The organism is Rhizobium phaseoli (assembly GCF_003985125.1).
Classification (GTDB): Bacteria; Pseudomonadota; Alphaproteobacteria; order Rhizobiales; family Rhizobiaceae; genus Rhizobium; species Rhizobium phaseoli.
On sequence record NZ_ML133580.1, the window covers coordinates 1 to 17,944 of the forward strand.

Sequence of the window (17,944 nt, forward strand, 5' to 3'; positions counted from 1 at the left end):
ACCTGCCGCTCTGGCTCCACCGTTACAATTGGCATCGCCCGCACGGCAGCCTACAATCCAAACCGCCCGTCAGTAGACTCGGCCTGATCAAGGACAACCTGTTGAGGCTCCACATCTAGAGCATGATGCCGAAAAGTGTGAGCGGTTTCGGACGACATCATGCTCTAACTCTTTAATTTAGAACAGGATTCAGATTTTAGGCCGACCGGGCCTAAAATCATCCCGTTCTACGCTGAAAGTCGAACCCTCGGAGGGATCATGCCGGAAGAGCGGTTGAACAAGCCCCATGCGATCATCGTCATGGGGGTCAGCGGCTGCGGCAAGTCCTCCGTCGGCGAGAGGCTGGCGGCAGCCCTGCACCTGGCCTTTATCGAAGGCGATGCGCTGCATCCGGCCGCCAATGTCGAGAAAATGTCGAAGGGCATTCCGCTGACCGACGAGGACCGGATGCCCTGGCTCGACCGCATCGGCGAAGACATCAAGGACTCGCTTGCACAAGGCGACGGCATCATCGTCTCCTGCTCGGCGCTGAAGCGCATCTATCGCGACAGGCTGCGGGCTGCCGCCGGCGGCAATCTGTTCTTCGTTTACCTTGAAGGCTCCAAAGCCTTGCTGACCAAACGAATGGGCGAGCGCAAGGGCCATTTCATGCCGGTCTCGCTGCTCGAAAGCCAACTGGCGACGCTGGAGGTGCCGACAGGCGAGGCGGGTGTCGTCACCGTCGACATCGACGATACGATCGACGGCATCGCGGCAACGGCGCTCAAGGGTCTTGCCTTGCTCGGCGTCACGGGTTGAAACGCTCGGGCGAATAGGCCGTAATATCGATAAATGGTTTTTCGCCGGTGATGAGCTCGGCGAGCACCCGGCCGGTCACCGGCCCGAGCGTCAGCCCGTGATGGGCGTGGCCGAAGGCAAACCACAAGCCCTGATGGCGCGGCGCCTTGCCGATAACGGGCATCATGTCGGGCGTGCAGGGGCGTGCGCCCATCCACGGTTCGGGATCGAGTCTGGCGCCGAGCGGGAAGATCGTGCGGGCCACGGCTTCGGCTCGGTCGAGCTGGACCGGCGTCTTCGGCGCGTCGAGCGTTGCGAACTCCGCTCCCGTCGTCAGCCGGATGCCGCGGCGCATCGGCGCCAGGAGATAGCCGCGTTCGGCATCGAGCATCCAGTTGTTGAGCACGGCATCGCCCTTGGCGGCATAATGCATGTGATAGCCGCGCTTGATGCAGAGCGGAAAGGAATAGCCGAGCCGGCGCGTTGCGAGCGCTGCCCAGGGACCGAGCGCGATCACCGCATCGTCGGCTTCGAGCGGGCCTTCTGCAGTCATGATCTTCCAGCCCGAGCCGAACGGACCGAATGAGGCGGCGTCGCCTGTGACGAAGCGGCCGCCGAGGCTTTCGAAATAGCCGCGATAGGCTGAGGTCAGCGCATGCGGGTCGAGCACCGACCAGGGATCGCGCCAATGGATGCCGCCGGCAAAATCGCCTGTCATGTCGGGCTCCATGCGGGCAATATCGGCCGAGGTCAGGCTGTCATAGGCCACCCCGAATTCATTCTGCCAGAGTGCGGCCTCCGCCAGAGCCTCGTCACGTTTGGCTTCGGTGCGGAGGATTTTCACCCAGCCATTCCTGCGGATCAGCGCTTGCGCCTCCGACGCCTCGACCAGATCCTTGTGCTCGGCAATCGAATGTTGGATCAGCGGCGCATAGGCCCGGGTGATTAGCGCATGCCGCCGGGCATTGGAATTCCACCAGTAGCGGGCGAGAAAGGCGAGCTGGCTCGGCAGCGTGTTGAGATGGTAATGCGCATCGATGCGTTTATTCAAAGCATAACGCAGCAAGAGGCCGAGCTGCTGCGGAAAGCCATAGGGCGCGACACCTTCGCGCTGGATCAGCCCGGCATTGCCGAAGGATGTTTCGCTGCCCGGATCCTTGCGGTCGATCAGTGTCACCTGCCGGCCGCGCCGCTGGAGATGGATGGCCGCCGACACGCCAACGATACCGGCGCCGAGCACGATCGCGTTCTTGGTCATTCCCCTGCATTCCGCTTTGTTATCGGGATGAAAATGCTCCCGCCGATACGGCGGCGCAAACGAAAAATCGCATTCATTTCAAAATCATTGCGCTTTTCAGTGCGGCATTTTCGGCTTTCAAGCGAATAGAGAGCATGCAGGCGTTGAGCAGCGAAAAGCCGATCGCGTAAAGGGGGAGGCCGAAGGTCAGCGGCAGGGCGGCGATCTCGCCGACAACGATCGCGTAGTTCGGGTGCCGGAGGAAGCGATAGGGGCCCGATGTGACGAGCGGTACGCCGGGCAGGATGATGATGCGTGTCGTCCAGCGGTCTTTCAAGGTTGCCAGCACCCAGAGCCGCAGGGCCTGCAGCCCCATGAACACCGCCAACCAGAAGAGATCGACCGGCCTGCCCGGCGCCAGCAGCCAGAGGCCGATGAGCCAGCCGGCATGCAGCGCCACCATGGCGGGATAGTGCTCCGGCGCCACTTCCCTGGCGCCTCGGGCAAGAAGGGCGGCGGTGTTGCGCCGGGCAAGCACGAGTTCGCCAAGCCGCTGCAGCGTCACGAAGGTGAGCAGCGCGATTGACGCCCAGATCATGAAATTCTCCTCAGCGTCACGCAGCTCGCCGAAAAACCCGGCCCCATGGCGATCATCGCGGCGCGCTCCGGCAATCCGGCGCGGATCGCCCGCTCCAGCACGAACAGAATGGTCGGCGACGACATATTGCCGTAGTCGGCAAGCACGCCACGCTCGTGATCGAGAGCGCCAGGCGTCAGCGACAGCGCACTCTCCATCGCCGCCAGCACTTTCGTGCCGCCGGGGTGGCAGATGAAGCGGTCGATATCGTCGGGTGTCAGCCCGTTGCGCGCCAGAATGGCCGTCACCGCCGGGCCGAGCTCCTGCTCGGCAAAGGGCGGCAGTGATTGCGCCAGCACGATGCCGAAGCCGCCGTCGTCGATCTTCCAGCCCATGATATCAAGGGTGTCGGGAAAGAGATGTTCGCCGGTCGATTCCACTTCTGCCAGCCCGCCATCGCCAGATCGCAGCACACAGGCGGCGGCGCCGTCGCCGAAAAGCGCCGTTGCGATGATGTTCGGCCGCGTCAGCTCGTCGAGGCGGAAGGCCAGCGTACAGAGCTCGATCGATACGAAGAGCACGACGGCGCCCGGCCGGCTTCTTGCCAGCCGTGAGGCGATCGCAAAGCCCGACACACCGGCGGCACAGCCGAGCCCGAACACCGGCACCCGCTCGATATCGGCCCTGAAACCCATCCGGCGGGCCATCTGCGCATCGAGGCTCGGCGTCGTAAAACCGGTGGACGAGACCGTGACGACGCAGTCGACGTCGCCGGCCTGGAGCCCCGCCTGATGAAGGGCCGACCTGGCGGCTTCGACAAAGAGCTTGCTCGCCACCTCCGCATAGGCCTCCATCCGATCCTGCCAGCCATGCGGCTCGTCGAACCAGGCAAGCGGCCGCGCAGCATGGCGCTTTTGGATGCCGGCGCTGTCGAAGACGCGGGCAAGATGCCGGAAATCCTCGAAGCGGTCGGCAAACAGCCGGGCGGAGGCTTCGAGCGCCTGTTGCTGGAAAATGACATGTTCGGGTGCGGCTACGGCGAGGCTGACCAGTTTTACGCTATCTGTCACAGAATTCTCCTTGTCGTTCCCGGCGCAACGCTGAGAACACCCGGTCCCGATGATTTATTCGGCCCCGGTGGCTTCACGAAGCCGTGATGGAGAAAATAGGAAGCCTGGTGAATAAAGCCCGGGCAGCGGTGTTTTCTCCTCGCAACGTCACTTTCCAGGAGTTTTCCCATGACGATCATGACAGCCCGTTTTGCTTCCATCCTTCTCGGCGGCTGCCTTGCCGCTTCCCTCTTCTCCGGCCCGGTCTTTGCGGTCGGCAATGACAACAGCACGATGCCGACCTGCAAGAAGGGCGAGATCTACGACCAGAAGACCAAGAAATGCGTCAAGCAGCAGAGCGCCAACGTCTCGGACGAGAACCGCACCGATTATGCCTATTCGCTGGCCAAGGCCGGCCGTTATGAGGAGGCGCTTGCCATGCTCGACACGGTCAAGGACCAGAACAGCGCCGAAGTGCTGAATTACCGCGGCTACGCCACCCGCAAACTCGGCCGCACCGACGAAGGCATTTCCTATTACCTTCAATCGGTGAAGATGGATCCGCAATACGCCAAGGTCCGCGAATATCTCGGCGAAGCCTATGTCATCAAGGGCCGGCTCGATCTCGCCAAGGAGCAGCTGACGACCATAAAGGCGATCTGCGGCACAGGGTGCGAGGAATATCAGGATCTGAACGCAGCCATCCTCGATCCGTCGAAGATCTGATTGCCGGCATGGGCGGGAAGATGGAACCGGAAAGGCAGATGAGAATGTCGGTCGCGCTTACCTCATTTCCTGCCTATAGTCGCGCGAGAACGGAATCGCCGGTTCACCCGGCGGTTCCGAAAAATGCAGGATCGTCGGAGGCGGCCATCGCCAGCGCAGCGGATATCAGGAGCGGCCTGACCGAAAATCTGGCAAGGCTCTGGCGTTATGGTCTCGTTCTCTCGCATCAGCGCGATGTCGCCGATGACCTGGTGCAGGCGACCTGCTTGCGCGCGCTGGAGCGCGCCGATCAATTCGTCCCCGGCACTCGGCTCGACCGCTGGCTGTTTTCGATCCTGCATTCGATCTGGCTGAACGAAATCCGCTCCCGCCGGGTGCGCCAGGGCCAGGGTTTCGTCGACGCCAGCGAGGCGCTGACCTTCGACGGGGCGCATGCGACCGAAACGCAGGTGATGGCGAGCCAGGTGCTGAGACGCGTGAGTGCGCTGCCCGAGGCGCAGAGAACGGTGGTTTTCCTCGCCTATGTCGAAGGGCTTTCATATCGCGAGGTTGCGGGCATACTGGATATTCCGATCGGGACCGTGATGAGCCGGCTGGCGGCGGCCCGCGCCAGGCTCTCCGGCGACGGTACGGAAGGGGTACGGCAATGATTACGAAATACACCATTCCCTCCGACGAGGAACTGACCGCATTCATCGACGGGGAACTGACGGCCGAAGAGGCAGCCCGGATCGAGGCCGTTGCGAAGCAGGACGAGAGCGTCGCCGAACGGCTGGAGTTCCTGGCGCGCGCCAGCCTGCCGTTCGAGCAGGCCTTTGCCCCGCTGCTCCGGGAAGCCCCGCGCGAGAGGCTGGAGGCGATGCTCGCCGCTATGCCGGCACGTGATAGCGCAAAATCTGCTGCCGTGCCCGCCTTCGCGACCCGCCGCCGCTTCCTCGGCGCGCTTGCTGCTTCGCTCGTCGCCGGCATCGCCATCGATCGCACCGTCCTCGGCCTCGGCGGAGGCTTTTCGGCAAGGGATGAAAACAGCGAATGGCGCGCCGTGGTCGCTGACTATATCTCGCTTTATACCGAGGAAACCCTGGCCGGCCCGACGCCGGCCAGGGAGTCTCAGGCCGCCCAGCTCGTCCCCCTCGACGATAAACTCGGCCTGTCACTCTCTCCCGAAGCCGTCTCGCTTCCGGGCGTCGATTTCAAACGCGCCCTGCTGTTGCAATATGACGGCAAGCCGCTCGCCCAGATCGCCTATCTGGACCCTGAAACCGGGCCGATGGCCCTTTGCATCGTTCGGTCCGATGCCGGCCCCAAAGCGCCGGACCTCGAAAGCCGCCAAGGCATGAACGTCGTCTACTGGTCGAACGGGAGACACGCCTTCATGCTGATCGGCCATGCGCCGGCCGACAGGATGGCGGCGATTGCGGATGGGGTGCGCGCGAGGCTGCAGTTTTGAGGACGAAGCAAGGGATTGAACTGGACCATTTTTTCCGGCAATTGAGGTGATCAAAATTTCCGCTCTGCCCCTCGTCGCTGGTGGGATCGAGCCCTGTGATGAAACTTAATTTGGCTGGTCCGCAGAAAAAATCACCAACACAAGCACCTCGCACCGGCCCGTGCCATTGCTTGCGGCTTTGAGCAATTTTTGACAATCGGCGATTGTGCGCATGGGGGTGCTTGTACAAGCGCCTCTCCACTCGGCAATACGGGATGAAATCATGAATTTAAACGTTAAACGGCTTTTGTTTTTCTGCGTATTGCCATTGGCCGCTTTTTGTCTTGTTGTCGGATGGATTTACAGTGGAGCACCGGGGTTTCCCGCACCCAGTTTGAAGCGGATAGCTGTCGCTCGTTGGCAACCGCGCGACTCCGCTGGAGAATTCGTGTATCAAGATAAGCTTTGGCTGTTAGGTGGCTGGAAAACAAAGCCGACAGAGCTGCTTAGGGATGTCTGGAACTCAACGGATGGCGTCAAGTGGGATCTAGTCCAGCCGGAGCTACCTTTCCATTATACCGACTTGCCAATGACGATCGTGTTCAAGGATCGAATGTGGGTCATGGGTGGGACCACACTCTCGGATCCAGATCATCCTGCCACCAATTCCGTGTGGAACTCCGATGACGGGATTCACTGGAACAACGTGCAAGCAGCGGCTTCATGGAGCCCAAGAACAGCTACGCCAATTGTGATGCTAAATGGCAAGTTGTGGATCCTCGGGGGGCTTGAGTGGGTTGATGGCAAGCAGACCCTTAAGAACGACGTGTGGAACTCCAGCGATGGTATCAATTGGACTAAAGTGACAGAACACGCAGCATGGCAGCCACGCGCGTATCACGCAGCCGTCGCCTATCACGGAAAACTATGGGTTTTTGGCGGCGGATCATATCATCCAGACTACATCGCCTTCAACGACGTTTGGAACTCTGAAGATGGTATCAATTGGAAAAAAGTATCCAATGCACCGTGGAGCGGACGGATCTGGTTCTCGGTATCAGAGTACCAAGACCGCATCTGGGTCATTGGTGGCTGGAGCAAAGACACGCTTAACGTCGGCGGAATTTGGTTCACGGACAACGGCATTGATTGGACGCGATTGCCTTTATCTGACAGCTGGCGACCAAGGCATGAACAATCGACTTATGTTGTGGGCGATAAGATAATCATCGCTGCTGGGCATGCCGACCCAATCACAAATGAGGTGTGGGAGCTGAAAGTTCCTCCGTTATGGTTGAAATTCGATCGCCTCGTCCATCAGGTGCTGCCTTTTGTGAACGGGCGGACGGATGGCAGGGCAGACTAGCCCCGATAGTGGTGACTAAAGACCAACCTGATGCATCAAACCCTCGCAGATCCGCGGTGGAGGTTGTATCTACCGTGGGTAGTCGATGGGAATCAACTGGAGCTGCTTCTCGGCGCGATGAATATGATCTCAACAACTCCGAAAATCATTGCTTGAGTTGGCTCGCTACGTGTATTCGGAAAACCAGAGAAATTCGATCGAATTTTGAGCCGCCCCAGTTCGATCGATCGAGTTCAAGAAGTTGCTGCCGCAGAGCCTGGAATTGGTCTGTAAGGCAATTCCAGAAGGTAGAGGCATGAATGTTCTCGCAGAACCGAATGATAAGCGGCTAACAATTAAGATGGACCGACTGTCGCGGGTTGAGTTGTTCACTTACCCTCTCATTATCTGTATCCATGCCTATGCCTTAGCGGTCTTCGGGGCGACGTATTGGATCGATTCACGCGACTATATATCATTGGCCACTGCCATGTCTTCGCCTAGCGGGTTGCAGCTGTTTTACCAAACAACAGGTCAATGGATATTTAGCCATCTCGGGCCTGGCGTGCCGGGAGCCTGGCTGTTGCTCAGCGAGTTGCCGGTCTCCTGGCAATGGCCGGCGCTCGCGATATTCCAGCACATGGTGGCCGCAGGGGCGCTAATTTTCGCATTTCGGACGGTTTATCGCCTTTGGCCATCGCCCGTGCACATAATTTTCGTCCTATTACTCCTGCTACTGCCAGCGTATCAGGCATTTCATAATTCACTTCTGACCGAATCGTGCACTTCATCTTTCGTTCTGATTGGTTTTTCGTGTTGTTTAAGGATAGCGCGGAGGAATAGGTCTGTCAGTAGTTGTATTGTTGGGGCGCTTTTAGTGATCGCGTGCGTGACCCAGTTTAGAAGTTACTGGGGAGCTATAGTCGCGTTAATGTTATTCTACGCACTTATTTCCCGGGCATTTCTTATTTCTAGATGGATGGTTGTCCTTTTCGCTGTGTCGGCTAGCTCGGTCCTAGCGTTTCCGGCATACAGATATCTGCAGGACGGGCAATTTTTTCTTCCAGCTGGCGGTATCAACCTTCTAATATCGGCGTCGCAGGCTAATCCACACCCCTCGTCGACAGTGAATACGCTCCTTAACGCGGCAGGGTTTCCGGATACTTTGACGCATAGCGGTATCACAATGTCCGACGCGCTATTAATCGCTGAAAAGTGGAGAGCTGAAGGACACTCCAACAGCGAGATCAACGAAAAGGCAGAGGAACTCGCCAGTGCGCTACGCTCGGACGGGGCGAGGGTTCAATTGAACCGGCTTCTGTATGCGATGGCGTCAATCGGAGCGATCCTGCCGTCTGCGATAGTTCCGCAAACACATGAAGTCTTTCCGGGATACTCTCCCAGGAATTTTCTCGATCATCTTTACGGCTATTATCGTTGGCAAAGCTGGGCATCATCGGAGGACTATCGGTCTACATTCGACCGTTTTTTTGGGCCGCAAGCAGCCTCAGATGCGGCGGTTTTTCCGTTTGCGGTTTTATCAAACGCTAAGATCTATGCAGCGTTCAATCCGTATATTTCGATCTTCCGAGAGAGGCTGCGTGATCCAATTGGTTTAGGTGTTGTTCCGCCCGACCTTTGGCTCCTGTTTGCTTTGCTGGCTGCTGCATTTTTGACGGTACAAGCGAAGGAAGTAACAATATTGCTACTCTGTTCGTTGGCGCCAGCCTTTGCTGTCGCGTATGCGTTTCCGGTTGGAAATCCACGCTATTCAGTACCATTGCTTCCGTTATACTTTTTCGTCACGTCGATTGGGGCGGCTCACCTCATCGCACGGTTGCGACTTTCGAGAGTTCATCAAAAGAGAGCCGCAAAAATACCATCCCATGTAAACTAGCGCTTTCAATTCCAATCCGTGTCAGCTTTGCAGACATCACCTGTATTGAGACCCCCTCCATCGTTGAGATCGAATGCCGAACCTGGGCGAAAATGGCTAACTCCAGCATGCCCCCCCGGAGGGGTGGGTGAGTTTGGAAAACTAACAGGAGGTGCGTTTACTGCCATTGATGAAGATTGACTTTTGTGGCGAGAACACCCAATGAGGCCTAATCATTCCTGTCAGCGCGAGTCCCACATGGCAATTGTGCGGTCGCCGATAAAACCGGGTGCCTCCGGTCATTCCACGGGTGCACAAGCAAACATGAGAAGTCTTCCAAAAAAAATCATTGCTGGCCATACTGGTATGGTGGGTTCGACCGTTGAACGAGGCTTGATCGCGGAAGGGTGTCCGGCTAGCTCAGGCAACTGCTTGGGCTCTCAAGAATTTTGCAAAAGAGGTGTGCCGGGAAATGGTTATGCATGACTTAGCGCAAGCGCAAAAACCCGCTTTGCATAAACGGCATGACTTCGATGTCAATGTGAACCGCCGAATGATTTTGGGCGGCGGATACTGTCGCGCGGGGAGAAGCTCTTGATAAAATTCGCTATTGTTGGGTGCGGACGCATTGCTAAAAGACATTCCGAACTGTTGGGCTTGTCACAGATAACCGGGGCGTCGCTAGGCGCAGTTTGTGACGTAGTGGAAGAAAGGGCAAAGGAGTTCGGAGAAAGGTTCGGTGTTCCTCACTATCAGTCCATCGACGAAATGCTCCAGAACACTGACGCCGATGTCGTATCGATATTGACGCCAAGTGGCATGCATGCAGAGCACGTCATAACTGCTGCAAAATATAAACGGCACATCGTGGTTGAAAAGCCAATGGCGCTGACTTTGGCCGATGCTGAAGCGATGATCAAGGCGTGTGATGACAACAACATTCGCCTTTTTGTCGTCAAACAAAACCGGTTTAACGTGCCAGTCCTGAAAGCGCGCGAAGCTCTTGATGCGGGCCGCTTCGGAAAGCTCGTGCTCGGGACGGTTAGGGTACGATGGTGCCGCGATCAGAGTTACTATGATCAGGATAACTGGCGCGGTACCTGGCAATATGACGGCGGAGTTCTTGCCAATCAGGCAAGTCATCATATCGACATGTTAACTTGGTTCATGGGTGATGTCGAAAGTGTTCACGCGCGCGCGGCGACAGCGTTGGTGGATATCGAGGCGGAAGACACTGCCGTAGCCACACTGAAGTTCCGCAACGGTGCTCTCGGCATTATAGAAGCCACCGCAGCAACGCGACCCAAGGACATTGAAGGATCGATTTCGATACTTGGAGCTGGGGGCTCTGTTGAGATTGCGGGCTTTGCGGTGAACAAGATCCGCACCTGGCAGTTCGGCGACCATGACTTGGACGATGCGCAAGTTATGGAGAGGTACTCTGTTAATCCTCCGAACGTTTATGGTTTTGGTCATCAGGCTTATTACGAACACGTCGTCGATTGCCTAATGAACGATACAAAAGCCATCGTGGATGGTCATGAGGGACGTCAGAGTCTTGAGCTGATCTCCGCACTTTACGAATCAATCGCTTCCAATCAGGAAGTGAAATTGCCTTTGGAAGTGAAACATTCGAAACTGGGACGATCCTCCCAGTGACCGACGGCTCCCCCACGCTGTGGAAGGCGCAGGTCAGAGACGTCGTTTGCGGCGCTCGGGTGAAAATAGTTGAGCCCGCCAATGTCTATGAATGCGAACTTGCGGATGATTGTTTCGTCGGTCCGTTCGTCGAAATCCAGAAGGGCGTGAAGATCGGGCCGCGCACAAAGATACAGTCACACAGTTTCATATGCGAACTTGTGGAGATTGGTGAGGATTGTTTCATCGGACACGGGGTTGTTTTTGTGAACGACCTTTTTTCGGGAGGTGGGCCTGCGCGGGGAAATCGCGCGCTCTGGAAGGAGACCCGGATCGGCAACCGAGTTTCGATCGGCTCAAACGCTACGGTCCTGGCAGTTCGCATATGCGACGATGTCGTCATCGGCGCAGGCGCGGTTGTAACCCGGGATATCACCATTTCTGGCACCTATGCCGGCAACCCCGCCCGGCCTTTACCTCGTTCGGCAAGGAATGAGGTTTAGGTTTGTCCCAGGAAGATCGTCGTTAGTGGACAACGTCGGTACATGCCCAGGCTTTGCAGCTTCTCGCCGTCAGCCCCCGTGGGAAGGGGTTTGGCCTCAGCCTTTCGAAGGGTTGTTTCAGCGTTGAGCCGATGCTTGGCTGAATTTTGTTTTTTGTTGGCGCTGGCGGCGCCGGCGCACACGGAAATCATCGCAATTTACCAAGAGCAGGTTTCATGAAAGTTCCTTTCGCTGATCTTCATCTCCAATATCTTTCGCTAAAGGAGGAGATCGATGCTGCCATTGCTTCAGTCATCCGCTCTTCCTCGTTTATCAGGGGGCCATTCGTTCAGAAGTTCGAGGACGAATTTGCCGCCGCCGTCGGCGCCCCTTATTGCATCTCATGTGCGAATGGGACGGATTCGCTCTTCATCGCCATGCGCGCGCTAGGCGTCAAACCCGGGGATGAAGTTATTACGACTGCCCATTCGTGGATTTCAACTACCGAGACCATTTCACAGGCCGGCGGACATGTTGTCTTCTGCGACACCGACGCTTCGACATACACCATCGATCCTGTTCAAATCGAAGCGAAGATCACGCCTAGAACGGTTGGGATCATCCCGGTTCATCTCTATGGCCAACCGGCCGATATGACTGCGATCATGGCTATCGCCCGGAAGCACGGTCTCTGGGTTATAGAGGATTGTGCTCAATCCCATCTGGCTGAGATTGATGGGCAGGTCGTCGGGAGTTTCGGGGATGTCGCTTCCTATTCTTTCTACCCGGGAAAGAACCTTGGTGCAATGGGCGACGCAGGCGCCATTACCTGCAAGGACAAATCACTTGCCAATCGGATGGCAATGTTTGCACGGCATGGCGGCCTTTCAAAGGGCGACCACCAGATCGAGGGCATAAATAGCCGCCTCGACGGACTGCAGGCCGCGATCCTGTCGGTGAAGCTGCCGCGTCTGCCTGAATGGACTGCAAAGCGGCAGGAATGGGCGAGACGCTATGTGCGCACCCTCGAAGATATTGGTGGTCTGGAACTGCCCGAAACGGCAGCCGGGCGAAATCACGTCTATCACCTGTTTGTGATCAAGCACGAGCGGCGCGATGCCCTGGCCGCCCACCTCAATCATGCCGGCATCCAAACCGTGGTCAACTATCCGATTTCGCTGCCGTTCCTGCCGGCTTACGAACGCCTTGGGCATCGGCCGGAAGATTTTCCCAACGCGTTTGAAAATCAATCCAAGATTCTTTCAATTCCGATTTTCCCTGAAATGACAGAAGCTCAACTCCTGTACGTCGCAGATATGATCAGGGGTTTCGCTGAGTGAGTGACGAACGCCCGGAGAGCCATGGAAGGCGCAGCAATCTTCTTGGAAACTCAGGCTGGAATTTTGCGGGTTTCCTTTTTACGCTGATTGCTAATCTTGCCACGGTGCCGTTCGTCGTGCGCTGGATTGGACTGCAGGCACTGGGAAGCGCAGGCATAGTGATCGCTATCGCAGCTCCCGTGACGCTGATCGGCACGGTGCTCGGGCAGGCCGTTGTCAGGGAAATTTCCGCGCGGATTGGACGTGGGGAGGAGCATGCCGCCGCCCGTATTGCTATCGTTGGGTTGAAAATCTGCCTGATCGCTTCGGCGGTGGCTTGGCTAGGGATCGTGCTTGCCGGTCCATGGATCATGACGGGCATCGCCGGTGCGTCTCTTCCATTACAGGATCTCACCGTCTCCTTCCTCATTGTCGCAACCGGCACCGTGACGCAGCAGTTCTCGTTTGTCCTGCAAGGTATTTGCGTGGGAAAGCAAAATTTTCGATTGGTGGCCAAAGCATCAGCGTGGAGTTCATTCGCAACCATCATCGTGACCTTGGGATGCACGTGGTCATTTCCAGTGCTGAATGGCTATTTGCTCGGATTTGCTGGAAGTCTTGTATTCTCGACTGCAGGATGGATATGGGTTACATCCTCGGAATTCCGTGAGAGCGGCAGATTGATCTCGTCGTCTGCCGACGAACTGAAATCATTGCTTCATTTTGGAAAATGGCAAAGCCTTTCTCAGCTTGCCGGAATCTTTGGCAACCAGATTGACCGCTACGTTCTGGCTTCGCTCGCGCCGTCTGCCGTTGTCGGCCAATATAACGTGTGCAATCGCCTCCAGGAGGCAGCTTACATCGCGGTCATACGTATCTGTGAAGTCCTGTTTCCTCGATTTGGAAACATGTCGAACAGCCGCGAAGAGGAGCGGCATGATTTCTTCATGCTCGCCTCCTGGGGCAATTCGGCTTTCGGAGCCATCGTACTCTCGCCAATCGCGGTTCTCTCTAGGCCGCTGTTGACGGTTTGGGTCGGCGAAGAAACCGCTGCAGGCGGCACGCATCTGCTCCAGATACTCATTCTCGGCGGCATCGTCGGGTGCGGGTCGAATGTATTCCAGTATTACGCGATGGGAATGGGCAGAAACGCACCGGCTGCATATACCTCACTTGCGTATTCGGTGATGACGGTTGTTTTTTCTTTTGTTTCCATTTGGTTTTACGGTCCATACGCTGCCGGAGCAGGCTTGCTTGCTGCGAGCCTTGTAAGAGTGCCTCTCGCGCTTTTGGTGACTCGCAATTGCTTCTTTCGCACTTTCAGCGCGGAGCAAATGTTCGCCTGTACAGTTGCTCCTATCTTGGTTGGCATCTGCATATTTGTCGGATCTTTAGGCCTGAATTTCACCTGGATCAATGGCTGGTTGTCCCTCGCTTTCGCGTATGTCTGTTCTGTCTGCGTTGTCTCCGCCGCGATCGCAGCCGTGGCGATGACGACGAAAACCGGGAGCATTATCTTGTACCGTATCTATGGGTCCGTTAGAACGGCTTTGTCCGAAAGACGCCTGATTGGATGGAATAACCATCTTGTGAAACGCAAGAGAGGGTTTTAAGTGATCACTGTGGTAGACTATGGCGTCGGGAATATCGGCGCAATTACCAATATGGCGGAGTATCTGGGGATCGATGCTCGGCCAAGCGGTGATCCCAAAGAGATCGAAAGTGCTGCGAAGCTCATTCTTCCAGGGGTCGGTGCGTTTGACAAAGCAATGGCGACGTTGAGAAACAGAAAATTAGTCGATCCACTGAATCACGCTGTGCGCGTTCGGAGGGTTCCTGTTCTCGGCATATGTCTCGGTATGCAGCTGTTGGCGCGATCCAGCGAGGAAGGCTCGGAACCGGGACTCGGCTGGATAAATGCGGATGTGAAGCGCATCAGGCTGCCGGCAAAATCATCCCTTAAAGTTCCTCATATCGGCTGGCTTGAGATAAGGCCGTGCCGAGAAAGCGCTCTGTTCGACAGGTCCAACCGGAGGGAGCGCTTTTATTTCGACCACAGCTATTTTGTCGATTGCGATGATCCGAATGACGTTACCGCCGTCATCGACTACGGCGAGGAGCTATGTTGCGCAATGAGTTCGAACAATGTCAGCGGGGTGCAATTTCATCCTGAAAAAAGCCACCGCTTCGGGATGCGAGTTCTTGAAGCATTCGGGAAGCTTTGATGAGAAAAAGGCTTATACCCGTCCTGCTGGTCGATCAGAAGCGTCGGCTGGTGAAAACGATAGAGTTTAGTGAGCGCACCTACGTCGGCGATCCCTTCAATGTTGTGCGCCTGTTCAACGAAAAGGAAGTCGATGAGATCTGCATTCTCGATATCGACGCCACGCGTACGGGGCGAGGTCCTGACCTCGGCTTCGTTCGCGAACTCGCAACCGAATGTTTCATGCCTTTGGCATATGGCGGCGGCATCACCGAGCTTAAGCAGTGCGAGGAACTTAACCGCTCCGGCGTCGAGAAGTTTGTACTCGGTCAAGGCGCGCGCAATTCGCAACTGGTGGGAGCGATCGCCGCCGATATGGGCAGCCAGGCTCTGGTTGCCTGTGTCGACGTTGAGGGTCGCGGTGCGGCGGCGAGCTGCTACGCTTCAAGCGGTGCGATTCAAGAGCCGATAGAATTCTGCCTGAGGCTGCAGGATGCCGGCGTTGGCGAAATAATACTTCAGTCGAAAACTCTCGACGGCACGCGCAACGGGTATGATCTTGAGTTGATCCAGTCGATTAGCCGAAAGTTGAGCATTCCGGTCGTTGCCTTGGGTGGCGCCGGAAACGTCGCCCACATGGAGGAAGGCCTTCATGCCGGCGCTTCCGCCGCGGCCTCGGGGAGCGCCTTCACCTTTATCGGTCGGCTAAGGGCAGTCCTTATAAGCTACCCTGCACCAGAAATTTTGGAGGAGGCGGAGCAAGGTGCTCATGGATAACGCGTCGCGAGTTTGCTCATTTTGCGCCATGGATAATTCCAACCCGTCGATCGTGTTTGACGCAAACGGCCAATGTAACTGCTGTCGGGATGCGCTGAATCGCAAGCCGCACGAGTGGTGGACTGGCCCGGAAGGCGATATTCGAATGCGGCGATTGATCGCCACATTGAAGGAAGAAGGCGCAGGTAAGCCATACGATGCGATGGTCGGGCTTAGCGGTGGAATTGACAGCGCGTTTCTTGCGCATCTCGCCGCCCGAAAGCATGGTCTTCGTCTTCTGGCGGTCCATGTTGACGGCGGTTGGAATTCCGAGCCCGCCGTCCACAATATTGAAATTCTTGTCCGAAAACTCGATCTCGACCTTCACACGTATGTAATCGAGTGGCAGGAGATGCGCGATCTACAGATTGCGTTTCTGAAGGCTTCTGTCCTCAATCAGGACATCCCGCAAGATCATGCATTCTTTTCTACCCTATATAGGACCGCAGCGAAATTCGGCATTCGTCACTTCCTCAGCGGCGTAAACTTCGCGTCAGAATCGGTGATACCCCGCGGCTTTGGCTATCCGTCGATTGACGGAACGCATGCGAGCGCAATTCAAAAACGCTTCGGCTCCTTGAAGCTCACAACCTATCCCTTCATGAGCCCTCTTGAGTATATTTGGCTTACCCGCGTCCGCCGGCAACTCACCATTCACCGTCCGCTTAACTACATCGACTACAATAAGGAAGAGGCGCGCACTGAGCTTCAGCGCGAATATGGGTGGCGTGACTACGGTGGCAAACACAGTGAATCCAGATTCACAAAATTCTACCAGGATATCTATCTTCCGAGAAAATTTAACTTTGACAAAAGACGGCTGCACCTTTCAAGTTTGATTGTTGCCGGACAAATGACACGGGAGGAGGCGCTGCGCGAAATTTCAAAGCCCATCATCTCCGTTCAGGATGCCCGCAGGGAAACAAAGTTCGTGGCCAAAAAACTGGGATTGAAGCCGGAAGAGCTCCAATCGTATATCGAGGCACCGCCAGTACCGCACAGCAATTATCCGAACGGCCTGTGGCTTCATAAAGCGCTTTTGCGCCTGCGTAACATGACACGGACACTCCTGCCGACACGTAAAGCAGCCGCAGAGGCAGCAGATGTCGACTAGCCTCGTCTTTGCCATGGCTGTTACATGGTCGGTGGCGTTCTACATCTGGAGGGTGGGGATCAATCTGACGCTTTCGTCAGTTTTTTTAGGTCTCATGCTCGCGCTTCATGGGCCCATGTATCTCTATTACACTCGAATATGGGGTATCCAGACTAAGTTTTTTGAGATAATCTTGTCCTCTGCTCCCTATACCGATGCTATCGGCGCACTGGATCTCTCCCTTGCCCTTTCATTTGTTTGCATCACTATCGGCATAGCAGGAGCGGATTTCGCGTTCGGCGTTAACCATCAACAGATCCTAGCGGCACTGCATTCCTGGCGCACTCAGCCTGTCCGGATAGCCAGCGGTGTCGCTCAACGACTCAAAATAATCTCGACCATCGGCTTCTTTATCATTCTCACCTTTATTATTGCCGAAAACAAAATCCCCCAAATTATTGTCTACTTCATTTCCGATGCAAGCGAAGTCGCGAAGATTGCTATGCGGCGCGAGTCGGGTGGAAGCCGCTTTTATCTTTTCAATCTCCTCGTCTCCAACCTATTTCCCTTCTCTGCCTTTTGCTGTTTTCTAGCTTTAAGACAGCGGTCAATGAAACTGCCAGCGATCGCGTGGGCTTTTATCGTTGCCGTGATGGTGGCCAAGGCCTCGACTTTGAGCAAGGCGCCATTGGCGATATTTGTACTGCAGTTGATAGTCGTGGAACATCTTCGCAAATCTTTGGATCTGCCATTGGGGATCGCGATTAAGTTTATTTCCCTTTGTGTTCTTTTGTTTGGTGCGATGGTACTTGTTGCCATTCGTGAATTGCATGGTGTCGGCGACGCGCTCGATTTTCTATTTTATCGGATATTCATGATCGCAAACGAAAGTTTGCTTGAGTATTATGCCGCAATTCCAAGTGTTCTCCCCTATGGTTGGGGTAGTAAGTTCAGTTGGCTGGTAGGCTCTCTGATCGGTCAACCCAGTCAACCAACTTATGTACTGGTCGGCGCTGTCCATCGCGGCATGGAAGGTTCCACCTCGACAGCTATGTTTATCGCCGATGCCTGGGCCGACTTCTCTTGGGTGGGTGTGTTTCTATTTTCGCTATTCGCCGGATTTTTTATCCGCTTGCTAGATATCCAGCTAATAGTGAAACGAGGGAAGACCGTCGCAACGATTGCGGGGCTGGCTCTCGGCCACTATGGAATATTCGTGATGCTTTCGACCGCACTTCAAACTGCGATGATGACCGGCGGTTTGTTTTTGATTGTTCCATTAGTGCTAGCGCTGTCCAGCTCGCTGAAGTGGGTGCCAGATAAGAACGACGGTGTACAAGAGCATCTTGTCCAGCTCAGACGGGTATAGAATCCAAT

General features: G+C 56.0%; 17 protein-coding genes and 1 pseudogene. 15 read left to right on the forward strand and 3 right to left on the reverse strand.

Annotated elements, in window-relative coordinates:
- Positions 1-119: pseudogene (locus tag EFD56_RS22495) on the forward strand (IS481 family transposase); the annotation flags it as partial.
- 139 nt (positions 120-258) lie between these two features.
- Positions 259-798, forward strand: coding sequence for a gluconokinase (locus EFD56_RS22500; protein WP_126906325.1), 540 nt, complete (start codon positions 259-261; stop codon positions 796-798).
- Here EFD56_RS22500 and EFD56_RS22505 read toward each other — a convergent pair.
- The 3 genes from EFD56_RS22505 to EFD56_RS22515 all read right to left on the reverse strand — a co-directional run bounded on the left by EFD56_RS22505 (position 788) and on the right by EFD56_RS22515 (position 3,661).
- Complete coding sequence (locus EFD56_RS22505; protein WP_126906326.1) at positions 788-2,035, reverse strand: NAD(P)/FAD-dependent oxidoreductase; 1,248 nt, start codon at positions 2,033-2,035, stop codon at positions 788-790. The genes EFD56_RS22500 and EFD56_RS22505 overlap by 11 nt on opposite strands.
- Before the next feature lie 73 nt (positions 2,036-2,108).
- A complete protein-coding gene (locus tag EFD56_RS22510) occupies positions 2,109-2,612 on the reverse strand; it encodes an isoprenylcysteine carboxyl methyltransferase family protein (protein ID WP_126906327.1) in 504 nt (167 codons plus the stop codon).
- Positions 2,609-3,661, reverse strand: coding sequence for a type III polyketide synthase (locus EFD56_RS22515; RefSeq protein WP_126906328.1), 1,053 nt, complete (start codon positions 3,659-3,661; stop codon positions 2,609-2,611). The genes EFD56_RS22510 and EFD56_RS22515 overlap by 4 nt, the downstream gene beginning before the upstream one ends.
- 168 nt (positions 3,662-3,829) lie before the next feature.
- On the opposite strand from EFD56_RS22515, the gene EFD56_RS22520 reads away from it, so the two are divergent.
- From EFD56_RS22520 to EFD56_RS22580, 13 genes are all read left to right on the forward strand, one after another.
- Positions 3,830-4,366, forward strand: a complete 537-nt coding sequence (locus EFD56_RS22520; protein ID WP_004676189.1) for a tetratricopeptide repeat protein — start codon at positions 3,830-3,832, stop codon at positions 4,364-4,366.
- Between the two features lie 44 nt (positions 4,367-4,410).
- Positions 4,411-5,016 (forward strand): RNA polymerase sigma factor, encoded by a 606-nt coding sequence (locus EFD56_RS22525; RefSeq protein ID WP_126906383.1) that lies wholly within the window; start codon positions 4,411-4,413, stop codon positions 5,014-5,016.
- Positions 5,013-5,816, forward strand: coding sequence for an anti-sigma factor family protein (locus EFD56_RS22530; RefSeq protein WP_126906329.1), 804 nt, complete (start codon positions 5,013-5,015; stop codon positions 5,814-5,816). The genes EFD56_RS22525 and EFD56_RS22530 overlap by 4 nt, the downstream gene beginning before the upstream one ends.
- A 262-nt stretch (positions 5,817-6,078) precedes the next feature.
- Entirely contained in the window at positions 6,079-7,161 is a 1,083-nt protein-coding gene (locus EFD56_RS22535; RefSeq protein ID WP_164736856.1) for a Kelch repeat-containing protein, read from the forward strand.
- 1,165 nt (positions 7,162-8,326) lie between these two features.
- The gene (locus EFD56_RS22540) at positions 8,327-9,037 is read left to right on the forward strand and encodes a hypothetical protein (RefSeq protein ID WP_126906331.1); all 711 of its coding nucleotides are present in this window, start codon (positions 8,327-8,329) and stop codon (positions 9,035-9,037) included.
- Positions 9,038-9,610: 573 nt separating this feature from the next.
- Complete coding sequence (locus EFD56_RS22545; RefSeq protein ID WP_126906332.1) at positions 9,611-10,675, forward strand: Gfo/Idh/MocA family protein; 1,065 nt, start codon at positions 9,611-9,613, stop codon at positions 10,673-10,675.
- Complete coding sequence (locus EFD56_RS22550) at positions 10,672-11,157, forward strand: acyltransferase (RefSeq protein ID WP_039618020.1); 486 nt, start codon at positions 10,672-10,674, stop codon at positions 11,155-11,157. The genes EFD56_RS22545 and EFD56_RS22550 overlap by 4 nt, the downstream gene beginning before the upstream one ends.
- Positions 11,158-11,372: 215 nt before the next feature.
- A complete protein-coding gene (locus EFD56_RS22555) occupies positions 11,373-12,476 on the forward strand; it encodes a DegT/DnrJ/EryC1/StrS family aminotransferase (RefSeq protein ID WP_126906333.1) in 1,104 nt (367 codons plus the stop codon).
- Positions 12,473-14,068, forward strand: coding sequence for a lipopolysaccharide biosynthesis protein (locus EFD56_RS22560; RefSeq protein WP_126906334.1), 1,596 nt, complete (start codon positions 12,473-12,475; stop codon positions 14,066-14,068). Before EFD56_RS22555 ends, EFD56_RS22560 begins: the two co-directional genes overlap by 4 nt.
- On the forward strand, positions 14,069-14,680 hold the full coding sequence (gene hisH / locus EFD56_RS22565) for an imidazole glycerol phosphate synthase subunit HisH (protein ID WP_126906335.1): 612 nt from the start codon (positions 14,069-14,071) through the stop codon (positions 14,678-14,680).
- A complete protein-coding gene (locus EFD56_RS22570; protein ID WP_225881618.1) occupies positions 14,680-15,435 on the forward strand; it encodes a HisA/HisF-related TIM barrel protein in 756 nt (251 codons plus the stop codon). Before hisH ends, EFD56_RS22570 begins: the two co-directional genes overlap by 1 nt.
- Positions 15,428-16,588, forward strand: coding sequence for an N-acetyl sugar amidotransferase (locus EFD56_RS22575; RefSeq protein WP_126906337.1), 1,161 nt, complete (start codon positions 15,428-15,430; stop codon positions 16,586-16,588). Before EFD56_RS22570 ends, EFD56_RS22575 begins: the two co-directional genes overlap by 8 nt.
- A complete protein-coding gene (locus EFD56_RS22580) occupies positions 16,578-17,936 on the forward strand; it encodes an oligosaccharide repeat unit polymerase (RefSeq protein WP_126906338.1) in 1,359 nt (452 codons plus the stop codon). Before EFD56_RS22575 ends, EFD56_RS22580 begins: the two co-directional genes overlap by 11 nt.
- Positions 17,937-17,944: the final 8 nt, after the last annotated feature.